Source organism: Kitasatospora sp. NPDC058243, assembly GCF_042882025.1.
Taxonomy (GTDB): Bacteria; Actinomycetota; Actinomycetes; order Streptomycetales; family Streptomycetaceae; genus Kitasatospora.
Map to the genome: position 1 here is coordinate 1 of NZ_JBHVWW010000052.1, position 16,678 is coordinate 16,678.

Consider the following 16,678-nt stretch of genomic DNA (forward strand, 5'->3'; position numbering starts at 1 on the left):
TCAGGGGTGGAACTCCTACTCGGGCCCTCTCAGGCTAACCCGACAAAGCGGGATGTCTCACCCAAGGCTGACAGAGAGGGGCCTGGCGCGCCGTTCGGCCCGCGGCCGGCGACGGGGAGCTGACGCGGCTGCTCGCTTTCGGTGCGTTCGCGGCCGTCGAGCGGGTGGCGGGGTGGATCGGCGGGTGACCGGCCCGTCCGGCCCGCCCGGCCGTCAGCTGCAACCGTCAGCGCAGCGGCTTCGCCATCACGAGCTCCCGGGCGACCCTGTCGGCGAGCGGCCCGCCGGGCTCGGCGAGCACGGTGAAGCCGTGCCGGCGGTAGAGCGTGATCGCGGGTTCGTTGCCGGGGAGCACCGCGAGGCGCAGCGTGCTGCCACCGGATGCGCGGGCCCAGCGCTCGACCTCCTCCAGCAGGCGGTCGGCGACGCCCCTGCCGCGCGCCTTCGGTCCGACCCATACCGAGCGCAACTCCCGTACGCCGTCGGCTCCGGGGAGGCCGTCCGCCAGGCCGACGGGAGTGGCGTCCGGACCATCCGAACCGGCCGGACCGTCCAACAGCGCCGCGACGTGGTGGGCGCCCGGCAGGTGCAACCGGGCGCGCCACCGTCCCTCGCCGCCGTGGTGCCAGTCCGCCAGGCGGGCCTTGAAGGCGTGCGGCGCGTCGGAGAGGGCGGCGAGGCGTAGGTCGCGCCAGAGCGGCCAGTCGTCGGTCGTGAGGATGCGCAGGGTCACCATGGCCGTCACGGTAGGGCGTGGGCGGCGGGCCTTCGCCGAAGGCCCGGGGTCGGCCTGCGGCCGGGGTCGAGACCGGGGCGAGCCGAGCAGGGACGGTTCAGGGCGTGCGCCAGTCGGTGGCGAAGGCGGCGGCCGGGTTGGCGGTGAGGAGGAGGCCGGGCAGTTCGGGGCCGAAGGTGCGGGCGAGCCGTGGGACGAGGTCGTTGAGCAGCTCGGTCGGGCCGCCGGCCCGACGGGCGGTGCGGGTGGTGGTGTCGGCGCCGAGGAGGAGTCGGGAGGCGTGGCCGGCCTCGACGAGGTCGGCGATGACGTCGAAGGCCTGGTGGTCGGCCGGGTGGCCGGCCCGGGAGGGGCTGTCCAGCGCGAAGTAGACGCCTTCCGCCGCGAGTTCGCGGTGCACCCGCACATCCGGCAGCCGGGTGAGGTGGCCGAGGATGATCCGGTGGGGCGGGACGCCGTGTCGAACGTGCAGCCGGTTCAGTACGAGGTGCGGGTGGGCTCGGGGTTCGAGGTGAACGGCGATCGGGGCACCGGTGGCGCGGTGCGCGTCGGCGGCCGCGGCCATCACCCGGCGGGTGTGCGCCGTGGTGGTCCCGGGGTCGCAGGCGACCTTGATCAGGCCCGCCCGGACGGCCGCGGGCGACGCGGGCGCTTCGGGGGCCTCGGGGGCTGCGGGCGGTCCAGGCGGTCCAGGCGGTTCGGTGGCCGGTTCGGTGGCCGGTTCGGCCGTCAGCCCGGTGGTGAGTTCGGCGGTGAAGCGTTCGGCCAGCCCGTCGTACAAGGCGCGGAGGGTGTCCGGGTCGCAGTGGGCCGCCTGGTGCAGGCCGGTGGCGGCGACGACGTGGACTCCGGTCACGCGGGAGAGCCTCGCGAGGGAGTCCGCTCCGCGGCCCATGCCGTACGGGGTCCACTGGACGAACGAACGACCGCCGACCGCCGCGAAGGCGCGCAGGACGCCCTCGGCGGCGGCCGGGTCGTCCAGTTCCTCACCGGGGAGCAGGGGGCTGCGGATGAAGAGGTGGTCGTGGGAGTCGGTGGCACCGAGTTCCGCGGGGTCGAGGTCGCCGAGGACGGTACGGATCGTGGGGGTCATGCCCGGTCCTCCTCGGTCGGGGATGCCGGGGTCGGGTCTGCTGGAGTCGGGGATGCCGGGGTCGGGGATACCGGGGTCGGGTCTGCGGCAGCCGGGGGCGCCTCGGTCGGGGGCACCTCGGCGAAGGTGGCGGTGGCGACGCGCAGGCCGGCCAGGGCCTTGGGGACGCCGACGTAGGGGGCGAGGTGGACGATGACCTCGGTGATCTCCTCCCTGGTCAGGCCGATCCGCAGACTGTTGCGGACGTGGTCGGCGAGCTGCGGCTCCACGCCGCCGAGGGCGGTGAGCGCGGCCAGGTTGGCCACCTGCCGGTCGCGCAGGGCGAGGCCGGGGCGCTGGTAGGTGCCGCCGAAGAGACTGGTGACGATCCAGTCGGGGAAGCCGGGCGCGAGACCGTCCAGGCCGCCGAGGGTCGCGGCGGCGACCGGGCCGGCGAGGTCGGCGAGCAGGGCGTAGCCGGCTTCGCGGTCGAGCGGCGCGGGGGTCAGGTCGGCCGGTGTCATCGGGGCGGGGGCCTGGACGGCGGTCGCGGTCGCGGGGGTGACGGTCGCGGTCATGGGGCTGGTCATGGAAGTGGCGAAACCTTTCACCAGTGTCGGCCGCCGGGCAGCCGGTCGAGTTCGGGACGGGACAGGTGCAGCACCTGGTAGCGGATGCCCGGCACGTCGTCCGGGGCCGGGCCGTACCAGAGGGCGAAGCGGACCAGCTCCCAGCGGCTCGGATCCACCGCGACGGCGGCGGTGTGCAGAGCGGGGTGCGCGGGGGACTCGGCGAGGGCCCGCTCGACCGCCTCGGCGGGATCGTCGGACTCGGGGAGCCTGACGATGTGCCGGGTAGCCGTGATCGAGGTCGAGGTCGCAGTCGAGGTCGAGGTCGAGGTCGCCGGAGCGTCCGGCACGGCGCCGTGGGCCAGACCGGCGCCGAGCCAGTGACGGACGGCCGGGCGGCCGAAGTCGGCGCTCAGGCCGCGAAAGCCCGGTCCCCAGAGGAAGCTGTTCATGCCCTCGGCGGTGCGCCAGAGGTAGAACGGCGCGTACTGGTTGACGGGCGACCCGTCGCGGCCCCGCTCGCGGACCAGGTACGCCTTGAGCCCGAGGCCCGGGTGCGCATCGAGCAGATGGCCCTTGTCGGCGACGCGTTTGCGGATGATCCCCAGGTCGTAGTCGGCGGGGAGGGTGATCTCGTACTGCATGGCGTGCACGGCGGGTCTCCTCGGTCGGATCGTCGAGCGGGGATCGCTCGGCCAGTCGGTCACGCGCGCGGTCACGCGGCCAGTCGGTCACGCGGCCGCTCAGCCGTGCGCGGCGCGGGTCAGGCGGTGCGCTGGGCGGCGAGCAGGCCGAGGGCGCCGCGTACGGCCTGCTCGAAGGGCTCGGCCCGGTCGGCCGCGCGGGCCAGGACGTAGCCGCCCTGGACGACGGCGACCACGGCGGCGGCGGTGTCGGCCGGGTCGACACCGGGGACGAGCTCGCCCGCGGCCTGGCCCTCGGCCACCAACTCGGCGATCCGGGCGCGCAGCCAGTCGAAGGTCTCCTCGACCGGGGCGCGCAGTTCGGGGTCGGCGATGACGTCCGGGTCCTGGGCCATCCGGCCGATCCGGCAGCCGCGCAGCACGTCACGGTCGCGGTGCAGGTAGGCGGCGATGCGGTCGTACGCGCCGCCGGGGGCGGACAGGTCGGCGGCGGCGACTCCCCGCAGTTGCTCGGCGCTGCGGCGCAGGGCGGCTGCGGCGAGGTCGGGCTTGCCGGCGAAGTGGTGGTACATGCTGCCCTGGCCGACACCGGCGTGCTGCTGGATGGCCTTGGGGCTGGTGCCGACGTAGCCGCGCTCCCAGAGGAGTTCCTGGGTGCTCTCGATGAGGCGGTCCTGGGTGGTCATGCGAACCACTGTACATACCAGTAGGTACAGAAGGCCAGGAATTTCCCAGCTCGACGCGGACGCGGGGCGGGCGGACGAGTTCGCGCCGGGGACGAGGCGGGCCGACGGGTTCGCGCCGGGGACGGCCGAGGGCCGTGCGCCGCCCCCCGGCGGCCACGGCCCCTCGCCCGCTCGTCTCCCCCGCCCCGACCGGCGGCACTCCACCGCGGCCGGTGGCGCGCGTCACGTCGGGCGGGCGCTCACGGAAGCTCGCGCCTGACCACCGGGGCGACCTCGGCAGCGAACAGCTCCAACTGCTCCCGCTGCGCCCCTTCCGTCAGGGCGTCGACTCCGATCCCGACCACCTCGTTGCCGAAGGCCTCGTGATAGCGGTGGATCTTCTCGATCACCTGCTGCGGGCTTCCGACCAGGGCCGAACCGTGTTCCAACGCGTCCTCCAGCGAGGTGAACGGCGACTTGTTGTGCCGGCCGGCCGCCGAACTGAACATCGCGTCCCAGTACGGACGGAAGCCCTCGACCGCGTCCTGCGAGCGCTTGGCGACGTACAGCCCGCCGAAGCTCGCGCCGACCCTGGCCTCCCTCGGATCGCGCCCGTAGTGCGCCCAGCGCTCGCGGTAGTGCTCCACCAGGGAGCGGTACTTGGCCAGCGGGTGGAAGGAGTTGGCGGAGAAGAGCGGGTCACCGTAGCGGGCGGCCAGGTCGGTGGACTGGGTGCTGGTCGCGCTGCCGTGCCACACCGGGATCGGGTCCTGCAACGGGCGCGGCGACACGGCCGTGTCCTTGAGCGGCGGGCGGGTCGAGCCCTCCCAGGTCACCCTCTCCTCACGCCAGAGTCGGCGCAACAGGCCGTAGTTCTCGGCGAGCGCGTCCCACTGGCGCTCCTCGGGCAGGCCGAACAGGTCGAAGTGCCGCGGGTCGTTGCCCTTGCCGATGATCAACTCGACCCTGCCTCCGGAGAGCTGGTCGAGCAGGGCGTAGTCCTCGGCGACCCGGACCGGATCCAGGATGCTCAGCACCGTCACCGTGGTGAACAGCCGGATGGTGGAGGTGCGGGCCGCTATCGCGCTGAGCAGCACCGGCGGCGCCGGAGAGAGGAACGGTTCACCGTGCCGCTCCCCCACGCCGTAGCCGTCGTAACCGAGTTGCTCGGCCACCACCGCCTGGTCGATGACGTTCCACAGCTTCTCCTGCGGGGTGCGCTGGACGCCGGTCACGGGATCGGGTCCGTTGGCGACGAGGGACGAGACGGTGAACCGCACGGCGGTCTCCTTGGGGGCGCTCGATGGGGCCTCGGCGCGACGCCCTGACCCGAGGCGCGGGCACGGCTGCCGAGGAGGGGCGGCGGCGGCCCGCGCGGAACGCCCGGGTACGGGCTGCGCTCACGCGGGCGGCACCGGGAGGGGATCGCGGCGGAGCGGCTCTGGGGCGGCGTCAGCGCGAGGTGCAGCGGCGGCGACGACAACAGCGGGGCACGGCGGTCGCGATCGCGGGTGCGGTCATGGCCGTGGCCGTGGCCGTGGCCGTGGCCGTGGCCGTGGCCGTGGCAGCGAACACGGTTGCGATCTCGGGTGCGGTCGCGGGTGGGGTCACAGCCTGGACGGTCATCGTGACTCCCCCTTCGCCTCTCACGCGTACGATCCCCCGCGAGCATAAGCACCGGTCAGAAACGGGGCAAGGGCTTGATCCGCCCGCGACGACTGGCAAGATGTCCAGCATGAGCTACCTCGCCGCGGATGACCGCTATGCCTCGATGACCTACCGCAAGGCCGGCCGCAGCGGCGTTCAGCTGCCGGCCGTCTCGCTCGGCCTCTGGCACAACTTCGGTGACGCCCAGCCGCTGGAGGTCCAGCGCGCGGTGCTGCGCCGCGCCTTCGACCGGGGGATCACCCACTTCGACCTCGCGAACAACTACGGTCCGCCGTACGGCAGCGCCGAACGCAACTTCGGCTACCTGTTCGCCCAGGACTTCCGCCCGTACCGCGACGAGCTGTTCATCGCCAGCAAGGCCGGCTGGGACATGTGGCCGGGCCCGTACGGCAACGGCGGCAGCCGCAAGTACCTGCTGGCCAGCCTGGACCAGTCGCTGGACCGGATGGGGCTGGACTACGTCGACGTCTTCTACTCCCACCGCTACGACCCGGACACCCCGCTCGAGGAAACGATGGGCGCGCTGGACAGCGCGGTGCGCTCGGGCAAGGCGCTGTACGCGGCGATCTCCAACTACCCGGCGGAGCAGCACCGGGAGGCGGTGGCGATCCTGCGCGAGCTGGGCACGCCGGTGCTGCTGAACCAGTCGGCGTACTCGATCCTCAACCGGTACGTGGAGGAGGGCGTGCTGGACGCGGTGGGCGAGACCCGGACCAGCCTCATCGCCTACTCGCCGCTCGCCCAGGGCCTGCTGACGGATCGCTACCTGTCGGGCGAGGTGCCGGCCGGTTCGCGGATGTCGGTCGGGCGGTTCCTGACCGAGGAGGCGCTCAGCGGGCCGAAGCTGGAGCAGCTGCGGGCACTCAACAAGGTCGCCGAGCGGCGCGGGCAGACGCTGGCGCAGCTCGCGCTGTGCTGGGTCCTGCGGGACCCGCGGGTGGTCTCGGTGATCATCGGGGCGAGCAGCGTCGCCCAGCTGGACCAGAACATCGACGCGCTCGCGGGCGGTCCGCTGACCGCGGAGGAGCTCGCGGAGATCGACCGACTCAGCCTCTGAGCGGGTAGGGGGCTTGCCGCCGGAACGGGCGAACAACTAACAGCTGACAGATTTCATCATCTGTCAGCTGTTAGTTGTCACCTGTCAGCCGTCAGCCGTCAGCGGCGGATGCCCAGGGCGGGCAGTACCGTTTCTGCAACCCGGTGGGCCTCCTCCAGCAGGGGGTTACCGGAGAGGATGAAGGTGTCGACGCCCAACGACTCGAACTCCTGCAACCGCTCGACCACCTGGGCCGTCGAGCCGACCACCGCCGTACCGGGGCCGGGGCGGAACAGGCTCATTCCCGGCCAGAGGTTCGGGTAGGCCTCCAGCTCCCGGGCCCGTGCGGGCACCTTGCCGCCGTGCTGGCGGAACTGCCGCTGCCAGCCGACCCCGTCCTCACCCTTCGCGCCGCCCAGTTGGCGGGCGTACGTGGCCTCGCTGGTGACGTCGAGCAGGCGGTCGGCGGCCGCCCAGGCCTCGTCCTCGGTGTCGCGGACGATCAGGTGCAGCCGCAGCCCGATCCGCAGGGTCCGGCCGTGGGCGGCGGCCCGCGCCCGGACCAGGTCCAGCTTCTCCTTGAGCAGGTGCGGCGGCTCGCCCCAGGTCAGGTAGACGTCCACGTGCTCGGCCGCCATCTCGATGCCGGCCGCCGAACTGCCGCCGAACCAGAGCGGGATGCCACCGGGCTGGACCGGCGCCAGATCCCGCAGGCTCGCGCCCGCGTTCTTCAGTTCGTAGAACTCGCCCTTGTGGTCGAAGACTTCGCCGGCGGTCAGGCGCTTGACGATCGACCAGTACTCGGCGCTGAGCCGGTAGCGGTCGTCGTGCTCGACGTCCAGTCCGTACTCGCGCAGTTGCGCGGTCGAGCCGTTGACCACGTTGAACCGCAGTCGGCCGCCGTGCATCCGGTCGAAGCTGAGCGCCATCTTTGCCAGCAGGGTGGGCGAGACCAGCCCCGGGTGGACAGCCAGCAGCGGCTTGAACGCCGGGGTGGTGGCGGCCGCGAGCGCACTGCCGAGCGTCCACACGTCGTAGAGGTCGGTCGCGAGCAGGGCGCCGGTGTAGCCCAACCGCTCGACGCTTCCCGCCAGTTGCTGCAGGTAGCGGAGATCCACCGGGCGGCGGCCGGCCGGCTCCCACGGGTAGTGGCCCTCGCGCGGGATGATGTACCAGAGGACTTCGGAGGCCACGGTTCAGACCGCCTTGGCGAGCGCGGCGGCCACCGGGGCCTCCAGCGCGGGCAGATGGGCGTCGGCGACGGTCAGCGCCCGGTCGATGAACCCGACCCCGTGGAAGATGTCCGCGGCCTCCTGCTGCTCGGCGATGAACCCGGCGGTGGCGGGCTCCAGTTGCCACGGCAGTGCGACCAGCGCCGTCTGCCAGTCGACGGCCGAGCCGCCCAGCTGCTCCGCCGCGATCGCGGCCGCCTCGGCCGGGTGGGCGGCCACCCAGGCGTCCGCCCGGCGCAGCGCGGCGGCGATCGCGGCGACCACCTCGGGGCGGACGGTCGCGAAGTCCCGGCGGGTGAAGAACACCGAGCGGTCGGTGATGACGTCGCCGGTGCGGATCAGCTCCCGAAAGCCCCCGCTCCGGCGGGCGGCGGCCAGTTCGGCGCCCTGGGCGATCCACCCCGCGATCTCGCCGTCGCGCAGCCGCTGGGCCTGGTCCTCGCCGGCCGCCGGGCGCACCGGGGTGACGTCCTCGGCGTACGAAAGCCCCTGCCCGTGCAGGGCCTTGGCGAGCAGATGGGTCTGCCAGGATCCGATGCCCAGCACGACGGTGCCGCCCTTGAGGTCCGCCACCGCCTGGACCGGGCCGCCGTCCAGCACCAGCAGGGCGCCGTGGTCGGGCCGGGGTGCGGAGACCGCCGCGTACACCAGGTCGTGGCCGGCCGCCTGGGCGGTGACCGGCGGGGTCGAGCCCGTCCCGCCGAAGTCGATGGTGCCGTCGGCGAGCAGCGCACCGGTGCGGGTGCCGTCGGCATAGTGGTGGAAGGCGCCGGTCTCGCCGAGCGGGGCCAGTTCCTCGTCCAGGTAGGGCAGTCGGGCGAGGTAGTAGAGCGAGGGGTTGCTGGCGTGGACGCCGAGGGTCACGGTCATCTGTTCAACTCCGGTGGTGCGGGCGGGCGGTCTTGAGGACGGTTCGGTGGGGCCGCTTACGGGTCAGTGGACGCCGAGGTCCGCCAGCAGTCGGCGGCGCAGGTCGGCGAAGGCCGGGTCGGCGGGGTCGCGGGGGTGGTCGACGGCGACCGGTTCGTCGCGCACGAGCAAGCCGTCACGCAGGACGGCGACGCGGTCGGCGAGCCGGACGGCCTCCTCCACGTCGTGGGTGACCAGCAGCACGGCGGGGCGGTGGCGGCGGACGAGGTCGCCGACCAGGTCCTGCATGCGCAGTCGGGTGAGCGCGTCCAGTGCGGCGAACGGCTCGTCGAGCAACAGCAGTTGGGGTTCGCGAACGAGGGCCCGGGCGAGGGCGACGCGCTGCGCCTCGCCGCCCGAGAGGGTGGCCGGCCAGGCGTCGGCGTGCTTGTCCAGGCCGACCTCGGCGAGCGCCTTGAGTCCGGTCTCCCGGGTGGCGGCACCGCGCGGCAGGCCGACCGTGACGTTGGCCAACACCCGCTTGGACGGGACGAGTCGGGGCTCCTGGAAGACCACCGTACGCACCGGCGGGACGAGCACGGTGCCCTCGTCGGCCCGGTCGAGCGCGCCGAGGATGCGCAGCAGGGTGGTCTTGCCGGTGCCGCTGGCGCCCAGCAGGGCGACGAACTCGCCCCGGGCGATGGAGAGATCGACGCCATCAAGGACAGCCCGGGTGCCGAACACCCGACGCAGGCCCCGCAGATGGACGGCCGGAGCGGCGGCCGCGGGAGCGGCGGTCGCAGGCACGGAAGTGGCGGAAGTGGCGGAGGTGGCGGTGCTCATCGGGCTGCTCCCTGGACGGCCTGGCGCCACGGCATGAGGAGGCGTTCCAGGACCCGGACGACCGCGTCGGCGGTGAGGCCGAGCAGCCCGTAGATCAGGATGCAGACGGCGAGGATGTCGGTGCGCGAGTAGTTCTGGGCCTGGGCCATCAAGTACCCGATCCCCTCGGTGGAGTTGATCTCCTCGGCGGCGATCAGGGCGATCACGCTGAGCGTCATCGACAGCCGCAGACCGGACAGCAGGGCGGGCAGCGCGCCGGGCAGGACGACGGTGCGCACGATGGCCCAGCGGCCGAGCCCGAAGCTGCGCATCGCCTCGACCAGCTTGCGGTCGGTGTTACGGACGCCGCCGGAGGCGGACACGTACATCGGGAAGCTGGTGGCGACGCCGATCAGGGCGACCTTCGCGGTCTCGGTGATGCCGAACCACACCATGAACAGCGGAACCAGCGCCAGGAACGGGACGGTGCGCAGCACCTGGATCGCGGAGTCGAGCAGTTCCTCGCCGAGCCGGGTGAAGCCGGTGACCACGCCGAGCACCAGACCGGTGGTCGCGCCGAAGAGCAGGCCGAGGCCGGCCCGGGTGAGGGAGACCCCGAGGGCATCGGTGAGCTGGCCGTTGCCCCACAACTCGCCGACGGCTCCGGCGACCTGGGCGGGTGAAGCGAGGACGTCCTGGGTGAGGGCGCCGGTGGCGGAGGCGAGCGCCCAGCCGCCGAGCAGGGCGAGCGGGCCCAGGGTGCGCAGGATCACGGCGAGGGCGCGCGGGCGGGGCCGCTGCCGCCTGGTGTGCGGGGTGACGAGTCCGGCGTCGAGAGCGAGACGGGTCTCGTCGGTGGTGCGTTCGGGGGCGGCGGTGGTCACTTGGCACCGTCCCCGAGCTTGTTGATGTCGATCAGGTACGGCTTGACGTCCACGAGTTGCTTGGTGACCTTCTGGTCGGCGAAGAACCGGGCGACGGTGCCGAAGCGGGCGGTGTCGGCGTCGGAGATGGCCTCCGCGGCGGCGCCCTGCCCGCTGACGTTCACCGCGATGTCCTTCTCGGCGGGGGTGACGGCGGTCGGGCCGGAGTCGGTGAAGACGTTGAGGTAGGCGGCCGGGTCCGCCTTCTCCTTGAGGCCGTTCTCGCGCAGGTAGGTGTAGAAGGCCTTGACCACCTCGGGGTGCTTGTCGGCGAAGCCGTTGCGGACGGCCCAGACGGCGTAGTTGTCGGATCCGACCTCCTTGCCGTTGGCCAGGAAGTGCGCCCCGGCGTTGGCGATGGTGGGCGTGGAGAAGGTGTTCCAGGTCGCCCAGGCGTCCACCTGGCCGGAGTTGAAGACACCGGCCGTCTGGTCGGCGCGCAGGTAGACCCGCTCGACCTTGTCGACCGGGATGCCGTTCTTCTCCAGCGCCTTGAGCAGCAGGTACTCGCTGGTGCCGCCCTGGGAGACGGCGACCTTGCGGCCGACCAGGTCCTGGACGGACTTGATGGGCGAGTCGTTCTTCACCAGGATCCCTTCGCCGACGCCGTCGGGCGCGGTCTGGGCGAACAGCTTGAAGCCGGGCTTCTGGGCGAGCGCGGCGACGGCCGAGGTGATCGAGCCCAGGGCGACGTCCAGTTGGTCGGCGGACAGGGCCTGCGCGGCCGGGGCGAACGGGCCCGCGCTGCCGGTCCAGGCGACCTTGGCGTGGACGGCGGCCAGCGCCTTGTCCAGCGAGCCGTCCTTCTTGCCGCGGGCGAGGAAGCCGTTGTTTCCGGGGTCGGGCAGGCGGAGCACCACGTCGGCCTTGCCACCGGCCCCGCCGTCGGCGGAGGCCTTGGCCCCGTCGGCGGACGAGCCGCAGGCGGCCAGTGCGGTGGAGGCGAGCAGCGCGGTGGCGGCGAGGGCGAAGCGGGGGGTCTTCACGGGGTCTCCAAACGAAGGACAGCTGACAAGTGACAACTTTCGAAATCTGTTATCTGAAATCTGTCTGCTGAAATCTGTTAGTTGTGATCTGTCAGCCTGCGGCCGGGCGGCGCTCAGCCGCCCACCGCGGCGCGGCGCCGTTCGCGCAGCAGCTCGTGGGCGGCGCGCAGGGGTTCCGGGTCGGCCCAGCCGGGGATGTCGACCGGGGAGGCGAGGAATCCCCGGTCCCCGAGGAAACGTTCCTGCTGCGCCAGCAGCTCCAGGCGCTCCGCCGAGAGGTCCAGGTGCAGGGTGCGGTGGCTGCCCGGTGCGTACGCCCCGGCCACGCCTTCGGCGCCCGCGCCGGTCTCGGCCCGCAGGATCCGCACCACCTCCGCCGGGTGCTCGGCCGCCCAGTCGGCGGCCTCCAGCAGAACGGCGAGGAAGCGGGCGACCAGCTCCGGCTGCTCGTCCAGCAGTTGCTGGTGGACGGTGACCGGCCGGGGCGTCCCGTTGTTGACCCGGGCCCGGCGGTCCGGCGCCGCGTCCAGCTCCACGGCCACCTCCGCCCCGACCCGGCGGGCCGCCTCGACGGCGAGCGCCCCCTTCACGTACACGGCGTCCACCACACCGTCCCGCAGCGCGGCCAGCTCGCCGGCCCACTGCCCGCCGCCGGGCAGGCCCGGGACGTCGACCAGCTCGGCGTCGTCCAGCGTGAGCCCGGCGAGGCCGAGGGCGCCGCGGAAGCCGGCCAGGGCCATCGCCCGCCAGAAGTCGATGCCGATGTCATGATGTGGGACCGCCAGCCGCAACCCGCGCAGGTCGCCGGGGCCGGTGATGCCGCTGCCGGCCCGGACCAGGACCACCTGGCGCTCCTCGATCCAGGTGAGGCCGATCAGCCGGGTCCGTTCGCCGCGCGAACGGGCCCACAGCGCCGGGACGTTGCCGCCCTCGCGAAAAAGTCCGGTGAGCGCGTGGGTGTAGTGGTGGTCGGCGGCCACCTCCGGCGGGGCGTCCTGGAGCGAGCGGACGGCGATCCCGTCGGCGGCGAACTCGCGGGCGAGCCAACCCTGGTCGGCGGCGATCCCGGTGGCGGTGGGCACCGGGCAGCGGGTGAACCAGAGGGTGTCGGGGGCACTGGGGGAAGGGCTGGGCACGGGGTGTGGTCCTCTGCGGAGGGGGCGGGTTCGGCGGGCGCCGGAAGGCTGCGGGTCTGGGCACGCCGCGCGGGTCACGGGGCCCGGGGCGTCGGGGAGTTGCACGAGGTGGCGAGTCGGGCGGGGCGGTGGGTCGCGCGAGGCGGGGAACGCCGGACGGTGCGACGCGAGGGGAGCGTCAGCGACAACACGCGCAGGAGGCGAGGAACCGGTGGATCGTCACGGCGTCGCTCCTTCCTGCGGGTCGGGGTTGCGGGTGGTGCGCCGGACGGCGGGCGTCCGGCGCGATGGGAGGAGCGTTCCACGACGATCGAGCCGGAGGCAAGGTTTTGCCACATGGTGGGATCACTTGTTCATCAACGCCATTCCATTGCAACGTCGTCGACACAATCCCGCAGCACTCGCTGCCCTACGCTGAGACTCCTCCCGGTGATCCAGCCGGATTCCCGAACCGAAACGCGAGGTGCCATGGCCGAGGCCGCCACCGCCGTCCAGGGCCCGCCGGCCGGTGCGCAGGCCGTCCAGCGTGCGCTGGGGCTGCTGCACTGCTTCCACGACAACGGCCCCGACCTGAGCGCCTCCGACCTGGCCCGCCGGATGGACCTCTCGGTCTCCACCGCGCACCGGCTGGCCCGGACGCTGGTCAGCGCCGGCTTCCTGGAGCAGGACGAGCAGACCGCGCGCTACCGGCTCGGCCCGGCGGTCGCCGAACTCGGCCAACTCACCTTCCACCAGCGCGGACTGCACCTGGCCGCACCCGAGTTGGACCGGCTGTCCCGACGCACCGGTGCGACCGCGGACCTCGCGATCCGCAGCGGTCCGCACGCGGTCATCCTGGTGGGGGCCTCCGTCCGCCCGGACACCGGCCTCGGGCTGCGCCGGCCGCTGCACTCCACGGCGCTCGGCAAGGTACTGCTGGCCTGGCCGCGCCCGGGGGAGCCGGCGGTGTCGGCACTCGGCCCGCTGCCGTCGTTCACCGACCGGACGATCACCGAACCGGCCCGGCTCGACGAGGAGTTGGCGAAGGTCCGGAGCTCCGGGCACGCGCTCAACGACGGCGAGTCGGCCGCCGGGGTGCGGACGGCGGCCGTGCCCGTCCTGGACGGCACCGGGCAGGCCCGGTTCGCGCTGGCCGTCCGCTCGACCCCGGCACACCTGACCGACGACCGCCTGGACTGGTTCCTGGGCCACGCCCGCACCTGCGCCGACGCGCTCGCCGTCCTGCTGCTGCCGCCCGATCAGCGCGCCTGACGACACGTCACAATGCCGCAGCGGGATGCCCGTTGCGCGATGGCACGGGCAACCCGCCGCGGCAGGAAGTTCGGTGGCCGATCAGCTGGCCGGGGTGTACTTGTATCCGACCCGACGGACCGTCACGATCGTGTCCCGGTAGCCCGGTCCGAGCTTGCGGCGCAGCCGGGCGACGTGCACGTCGACCGTGCGGCCGTCGCCGACGTGGCCGTAACCCCAGACCGCCGAGACCAGGTGATCCCGGGTGTGCACCCGCTGCGGGTGCTCGGTGAGGTGGGCGAGCAGCTCGAACTCCAGGTAGGTGAGGTCGAGCAGCCGCCCGTCGACGTAGGCGTTGCGCCGCTCGGCGTCGACGGCGATGCCGCGCCCGGCCGGTCGGACCGGGCGAACACCGGCCTGTGCGGGCACACTCACGTGCACACCGGCGTGCGCACCGACGTGTTGTACACCCGAGGGCCCGCCGAGGGGCGCGCCGGCGGGCACCGCCGCCACCGGGCTGTCGGCCGGCACGAGCACCAGGTACCCGACCATCGGATTCCCGGTACCGGCGCCGAACTGCGTGCCGTACTGGGCGAGCAGACCCTGCGGCAGCGCGCCCTGCGGCAGCGCGGCGACGACGGTCGCCCCCTCGGGCAGCGCGGCGAGCAGGGCCGCCGGCGCGGCCGGGAGGACCGCGCCCGGCTGGGGCACGACGCCCGCGCCCGCCGGACGGGACGGGATCGCGTGAGAGGGCCGGACCGCTCCCCCGGGCCATCGCTCGGCGGCCGGCGAGCCGTGCGAGAGCGGGGAGGCGGAGGAGCCCGGCGCGCCGGAGACGCCGGAGCCGACCGGGGCGACGCCCGGGACGGAGCGGACCGCGCGCAGGTGCGGGGTCGCGGAGGGCAGGGGCAGGGTGGCCGTGGATGAAGAAGACATGGTGTGCCGCTCATTTCGCGCGTGACGGACGGGGTGGAGTCGTCTGCGCGTCGACCGGGCGTACTGCCGGGCTGATCCGGAATCAGCCTGCGGAGGGCCGGGACGCGCTGGGCGAGCCCGGACACGTCTGATCGAACAGGTGCGGCTGCCGGGACGGCCAGAACGGCTCAAGGTCGAGGCGACCCTGGTGGCTGTCCCCGGCGCGGTTCGCGCGCCCGTTCCACCGCCTGGCCGGTCCGCCGACGCACATCGCGGAGGCCGCCCCGGTCGAGCGGGGACGGCCGGCGATGCCGGGGGCGGGGCTGGTGCAGGCGATGTTCACTGGTGGTCTCTCCGCGAGGCGGGGCCGGATCGGCGGTCGCGGGCACGCCGGATGAGGCGGGTCCGCTACGGCCTGGTCGACGGGATTGGCGGTGCGTCAGACGGCGGCCGGGTGGGCCGGGAGCGTCAGGGACGTACCGGGAAGGGGCCGGCCGGTCACCGACAACAGGCGCTGCAGATCAGTGCCTGGTCGATGTAGCGGCGGACGGTGAGCACCGGCGTGACGGGGGTGGGATCGGTCGTGGCGTGTCGCTGGCCGACGGTCATCCTGCTGCCCTCCCCCTTGCTCTGTACGACGGCGCGTCGTCGTCGATGCGCGCCTTCGTGAACGGAACGTTTCCGGCCCTCCCGACGGCATGGCCGGGCGGCTTTCGTGCCCAGAGCCTTCCACGCCGGGCCGGTCTAGGCAACCTTCGGCACACCGAACGTCCGGGATGCGGACAACCGAATGAGACGTCGGGAGGCTCGAAGGCTCTGTGAAGCCTCTGTGCGGGTGCAGTGCCGGACCGAGGGCGCACTGCCGGACCGAGGGTGCGGCGGCGTCAGACCAGGGACGCGGTGTCGTCAGACCGGGGGCGCGGAGGCATCAGACCCGGACGCGGTGTCGTCGGACCGGGTCCCAGCAGCGCTCTACCCGGGGTGTGGCGGCGTCAGGTCCGGGCCGGGGCGCCGCGGTGGCGACGGGCGGCGGCGTGCTCGACGAGCGCGACCAGGAGTTCCTTCCCGTCCTCCCGCAGGCGGGCGTCACACAGCAGCACGGGAATGTCCGGGTCGAGGTCGAGCGCGTCCCGGACCTCGTCCGGGGAGAACCGCTCGGTGCCGTCGAAGCAGTTCACCGCGACCACGAACGGGATGCCGCGCTGCTCGAAGAAGTCGACCGACGGGAAGCAGTCGGCCAGCCGCCGGGTGTCCGCGAGCACCAGTGCGCCGAGCGCGCCGCGGGCCAACTCGTCCCAGACGAACCAGAACCGGTCCTGCCCGGGTGTGCCGAACAGGTACAGCGCGAGTCCGGGCCGCAGGTCGATCCGGCCGAAGTCCATCGCCACGGTGGTGGTGCGCTTCGCCTCCACGCCCGAGGTGTCGTCCACCGGGCGGCCCAGTTCGCTGAGCTCCTCCTCGGTGCGCAGCGGCCGGATCTCGCTCACCGAGCCGACCAGCGTGGTCTTGCCCGCGCCGAAGCCGCCCGCGACGAGGATCTTCACCGCGACGGCCGGGCCGCCGCGCCAGCGCGGGTCGTTGGCGCGACCGCCGGAGCCGTGGCCGCCGGGGGTGCCGCCACCAGGGGTACTGCCGGCAGAGGTACCGCCGGCAGCGGCGCGGCCGTCGTGGTCAGAGCGCACGGAGTCCATTGATCACGTCTCGCAGCAGGCGCTCGTCCGGCAGCTCGGCGAGCGGAACGGGTCGGGTGACGCTGATCAGCTCGGCGTCGTAGAGGTCGCCGAGCAGCACCCGGACGACGCTGACCGGCAGGTCGGTGTAGGAGCCGAGTTCGGCGACGGACAGCGGCTCGCGGCGGCACCAGGCGAGGAGGGTCTGGTGCTCCGGGTCGAGGACGTGCGCGGGCACGGCCCCCGCGTTCGGCCCGGGCTCGGCGGCGGTGATCAGCGAAATCAGGTCGAACAGGCCGTCCTCGACCGGCCGGGTGCGGCCGCGGGTCATCGAGTAGAGCCGCACGACCGGGCCGGCCTCGTCGTCGAACCAGCGGTCGTCGGCAGGGGCACGCGGGTGGAGCAGGTCGGACTCGGCCCCGTCCTGGCCCGTCTGCTCCACCACCGCCCCGGCCGACACGTCCGAGCCGCCCGAGCCAGACGACTCGGACGGCCCCGCCGCCTCAGCCTTCGGATCCGCCATCG

At 73.5% G+C, this 16,678-nt stretch carries 17 protein-coding genes; 2 read left to right on the forward strand and 15 right to left on the reverse strand.

The annotated features are described in order from the left end of the window. Window positions 1-226 precede the first annotated feature (226 nt). The 6 genes from ACFVX9_RS27785 to ACFVX9_RS27810 form a co-directional block, all read right to left on the reverse strand. Entirely contained in the window at window positions 227-736 is a 510-nt protein-coding gene (locus tag ACFVX9_RS27785; protein WP_387984118.1) for a GNAT family N-acetyltransferase, read from the reverse strand. Window positions 737-833: 97 nt separating this feature from the next. Continuing rightward, window positions 834-1,829 (reverse strand): phosphotriesterase, encoded by a 996-nt coding sequence (locus ACFVX9_RS27790; protein ID WP_387984119.1) that lies wholly within the window; start codon window positions 1,827-1,829, stop codon window positions 834-836. After that, window positions 1,826-2,398 (reverse strand): carboxymuconolactone decarboxylase family protein, encoded by a 573-nt coding sequence (locus ACFVX9_RS27795; protein WP_387984121.1) that lies wholly within the window; start codon window positions 2,396-2,398, stop codon window positions 1,826-1,828. The genes ACFVX9_RS27790 and ACFVX9_RS27795 overlap by 4 nt, the downstream gene beginning before the upstream one ends. A gap of 17 nt (window positions 2,399-2,415) precedes the next feature. Continuing rightward, window positions 2,416-3,030 (reverse strand): DUF4865 family protein, encoded by a 615-nt coding sequence (locus ACFVX9_RS27800; protein ID WP_387984122.1) that lies wholly within the window; start codon window positions 3,028-3,030, stop codon window positions 2,416-2,418. Between the two features lie 110 nt (window positions 3,031-3,140). Next, window positions 3,141-3,707 carry a TetR/AcrR family transcriptional regulator gene (locus ACFVX9_RS27805; RefSeq protein ID WP_387984123.1) on the reverse strand — a complete coding sequence of 189 codons (567 nt, stop codon included), beginning with the start codon at window positions 3,705-3,707 and terminating at the stop codon, window positions 3,141-3,143. Between the two features lie 239 nt (window positions 3,708-3,946). Next, window positions 3,947-4,966: an LLM class flavin-dependent oxidoreductase gene (locus tag ACFVX9_RS27810; protein ID WP_380479473.1), complete on the reverse strand. Its 1,020-nt coding sequence runs from the start codon at window positions 4,964-4,966 to the stop codon at window positions 3,947-3,949. Between the two features lie 455 nt (window positions 4,967-5,421). Here ACFVX9_RS27810 and ACFVX9_RS27815 point away from each other — a divergent pair, with 455 nt between their 5' ends. Continuing rightward, window positions 5,422-6,411: an aldo/keto reductase gene (locus ACFVX9_RS27815; protein ID WP_063351537.1), complete on the forward strand. Its 990-nt coding sequence runs from the start codon at window positions 5,422-5,424 to the stop codon at window positions 6,409-6,411. Between the two features lie 98 nt (window positions 6,412-6,509). On the opposite strand, the gene ACFVX9_RS27820 is transcribed toward ACFVX9_RS27815, so the two are convergent. The 6 genes from ACFVX9_RS27820 to ACFVX9_RS27845 all read right to left on the reverse strand — a co-directional run bounded on the left by ACFVX9_RS27820 (window position 6,510) and on the right by ACFVX9_RS27845 (window position 12,338). Beyond that, window positions 6,510-7,583 (reverse strand): LLM class flavin-dependent oxidoreductase, encoded by a 1,074-nt coding sequence (locus ACFVX9_RS27820; protein ID WP_387984125.1) that lies wholly within the window; start codon window positions 7,581-7,583, stop codon window positions 6,510-6,512. 3 nt (window positions 7,584-7,586) lie between these two features. Further along, entirely contained in the window at window positions 7,587-8,492 is a 906-nt protein-coding gene (locus tag ACFVX9_RS27825; protein ID WP_387984126.1) for an ABC transporter substrate-binding protein, read from the reverse strand. 63 nt (window positions 8,493-8,555) lie between these two features. Continuing rightward, complete coding sequence (locus tag ACFVX9_RS27830; RefSeq protein ID WP_380479480.1) at window positions 8,556-9,314, reverse strand: ABC transporter ATP-binding protein; 759 nt, start codon at window positions 9,312-9,314, stop codon at window positions 8,556-8,558. Further along, window positions 9,311-10,177: an ABC transporter permease gene (locus ACFVX9_RS27835; RefSeq protein ID WP_380479483.1), complete on the reverse strand. Its 867-nt coding sequence runs from the start codon at window positions 10,175-10,177 to the stop codon at window positions 9,311-9,313. Before ACFVX9_RS27835 ends, ACFVX9_RS27830 begins: the two co-directional genes overlap by 4 nt. Continuing rightward, on the reverse strand, window positions 10,174-11,202 hold the full coding sequence (locus ACFVX9_RS27840; RefSeq protein ID WP_387984129.1) for an NrtA/SsuA/CpmA family ABC transporter substrate-binding protein: 1,029 nt from the start codon (window positions 11,200-11,202) through the stop codon (window positions 10,174-10,176). The genes ACFVX9_RS27835 and ACFVX9_RS27840 overlap by 4 nt, the downstream gene beginning before the upstream one ends. Before the next feature lie 113 nt (window positions 11,203-11,315). Next, window positions 11,316-12,338, reverse strand: a complete 1,023-nt coding sequence (locus ACFVX9_RS27845; protein ID WP_387984131.1) for an ABC transporter substrate-binding protein — start codon at window positions 12,336-12,338, stop codon at window positions 11,316-11,318. 468 nt (window positions 12,339-12,806) lie between these two features. Between ACFVX9_RS27845 and ACFVX9_RS27850 the strand changes: the two genes are divergently transcribed. Then, complete coding sequence (locus ACFVX9_RS27850) at window positions 12,807-13,589, forward strand: IclR family transcriptional regulator (protein WP_387984132.1); 783 nt, start codon at window positions 12,807-12,809, stop codon at window positions 13,587-13,589. A gap of 81 nt (window positions 13,590-13,670) precedes the next feature. Here ACFVX9_RS27850 and ACFVX9_RS27855 read toward each other — a convergent pair whose 3' ends face one another. The 3 genes from ACFVX9_RS27855 to ACFVX9_RS27865 form a co-directional block, all read right to left on the reverse strand. Then, window positions 13,671-14,504, reverse strand: a complete 834-nt coding sequence (locus ACFVX9_RS27855; RefSeq protein ID WP_380479493.1) for a winged helix-turn-helix domain-containing protein — start codon at window positions 14,502-14,504, stop codon at window positions 13,671-13,673. 971 nt (window positions 14,505-15,475) lie between these two features. Continuing rightward, window positions 15,476-16,027 (reverse strand): ATP/GTP-binding protein, encoded by a 552-nt coding sequence (locus ACFVX9_RS27860; protein WP_380376947.1) that lies wholly within the window; start codon window positions 16,025-16,027, stop codon window positions 15,476-15,478. A 127-nt stretch (window positions 16,028-16,154) separates the two neighbouring features. Continuing rightward, on the reverse strand, window positions 16,155-16,676 hold the full coding sequence (locus tag ACFVX9_RS27865; RefSeq protein ID WP_387984134.1) for a DUF742 domain-containing protein: 522 nt from the start codon (window positions 16,674-16,676) through the stop codon (window positions 16,155-16,157). Window positions 16,677-16,678 lie beyond the last annotated feature (2 nt).

Coding starts and splice junctions, on each gene's coding strand:
- ACFVX9_RS27785 (WP_387984118.1), bottom strand. CDS start 736: ATGGTGACCCTGCGCATCCTCACGACCGACGACTGGCCGCTCTGGCGC.
- ACFVX9_RS27790 (WP_387984119.1), bottom strand. CDS start 1,829: ATGACCCCCACGATCCGTACCGTCCTCGGCGACCTCGACCCCGCGGAA.
- ACFVX9_RS27795 (WP_387984121.1), bottom strand. CDS start 2,398: ATGACCAGCCCCATGACCGCGACCGTCACCCCCGCGACCGCGACCGCC.
- ACFVX9_RS27805 (WP_387984123.1), bottom strand. CDS start 3,707: ATGACCACCCAGGACCGCCTCATCGAGAGCACCCAGGAACTCCTCTGG.
- ACFVX9_RS27815 (WP_063351537.1), top strand. CDS start 5,422: ATGAGCTACCTCGCCGCGGATGACCGCTATGCCTCGATGACCTACCGC.
- ACFVX9_RS27825 (WP_387984126.1), bottom strand. CDS start 8,492: ATGACCGTGACCCTCGGCGTCCACGCCAGCAACCCCTCGCTCTACTAC.
- ACFVX9_RS27830 (WP_380479480.1), bottom strand. CDS start 9,314: ATGAGCACCGCCACCTCCGCCACTTCCGCCACTTCCGTGCCTGCGACC.
- ACFVX9_RS27850 (WP_387984132.1), top strand. CDS start 12,807: ATGGCCGAGGCCGCCACCGCCGTCCAGGGCCCGCCGGCCGGTGCGCAG.
- ACFVX9_RS27855 (WP_380479493.1), bottom strand. CDS start 14,504: ATGTCTTCTTCATCCACGGCCACCCTGCCCCTGCCCTCCGCGACCCCG.
- ACFVX9_RS27865 (WP_387984134.1), bottom strand. CDS start 16,676: ATGGCGGATCCGAAGGCTGAGGCGGCGGGGCCGTCCGAGTCGTCTGGC.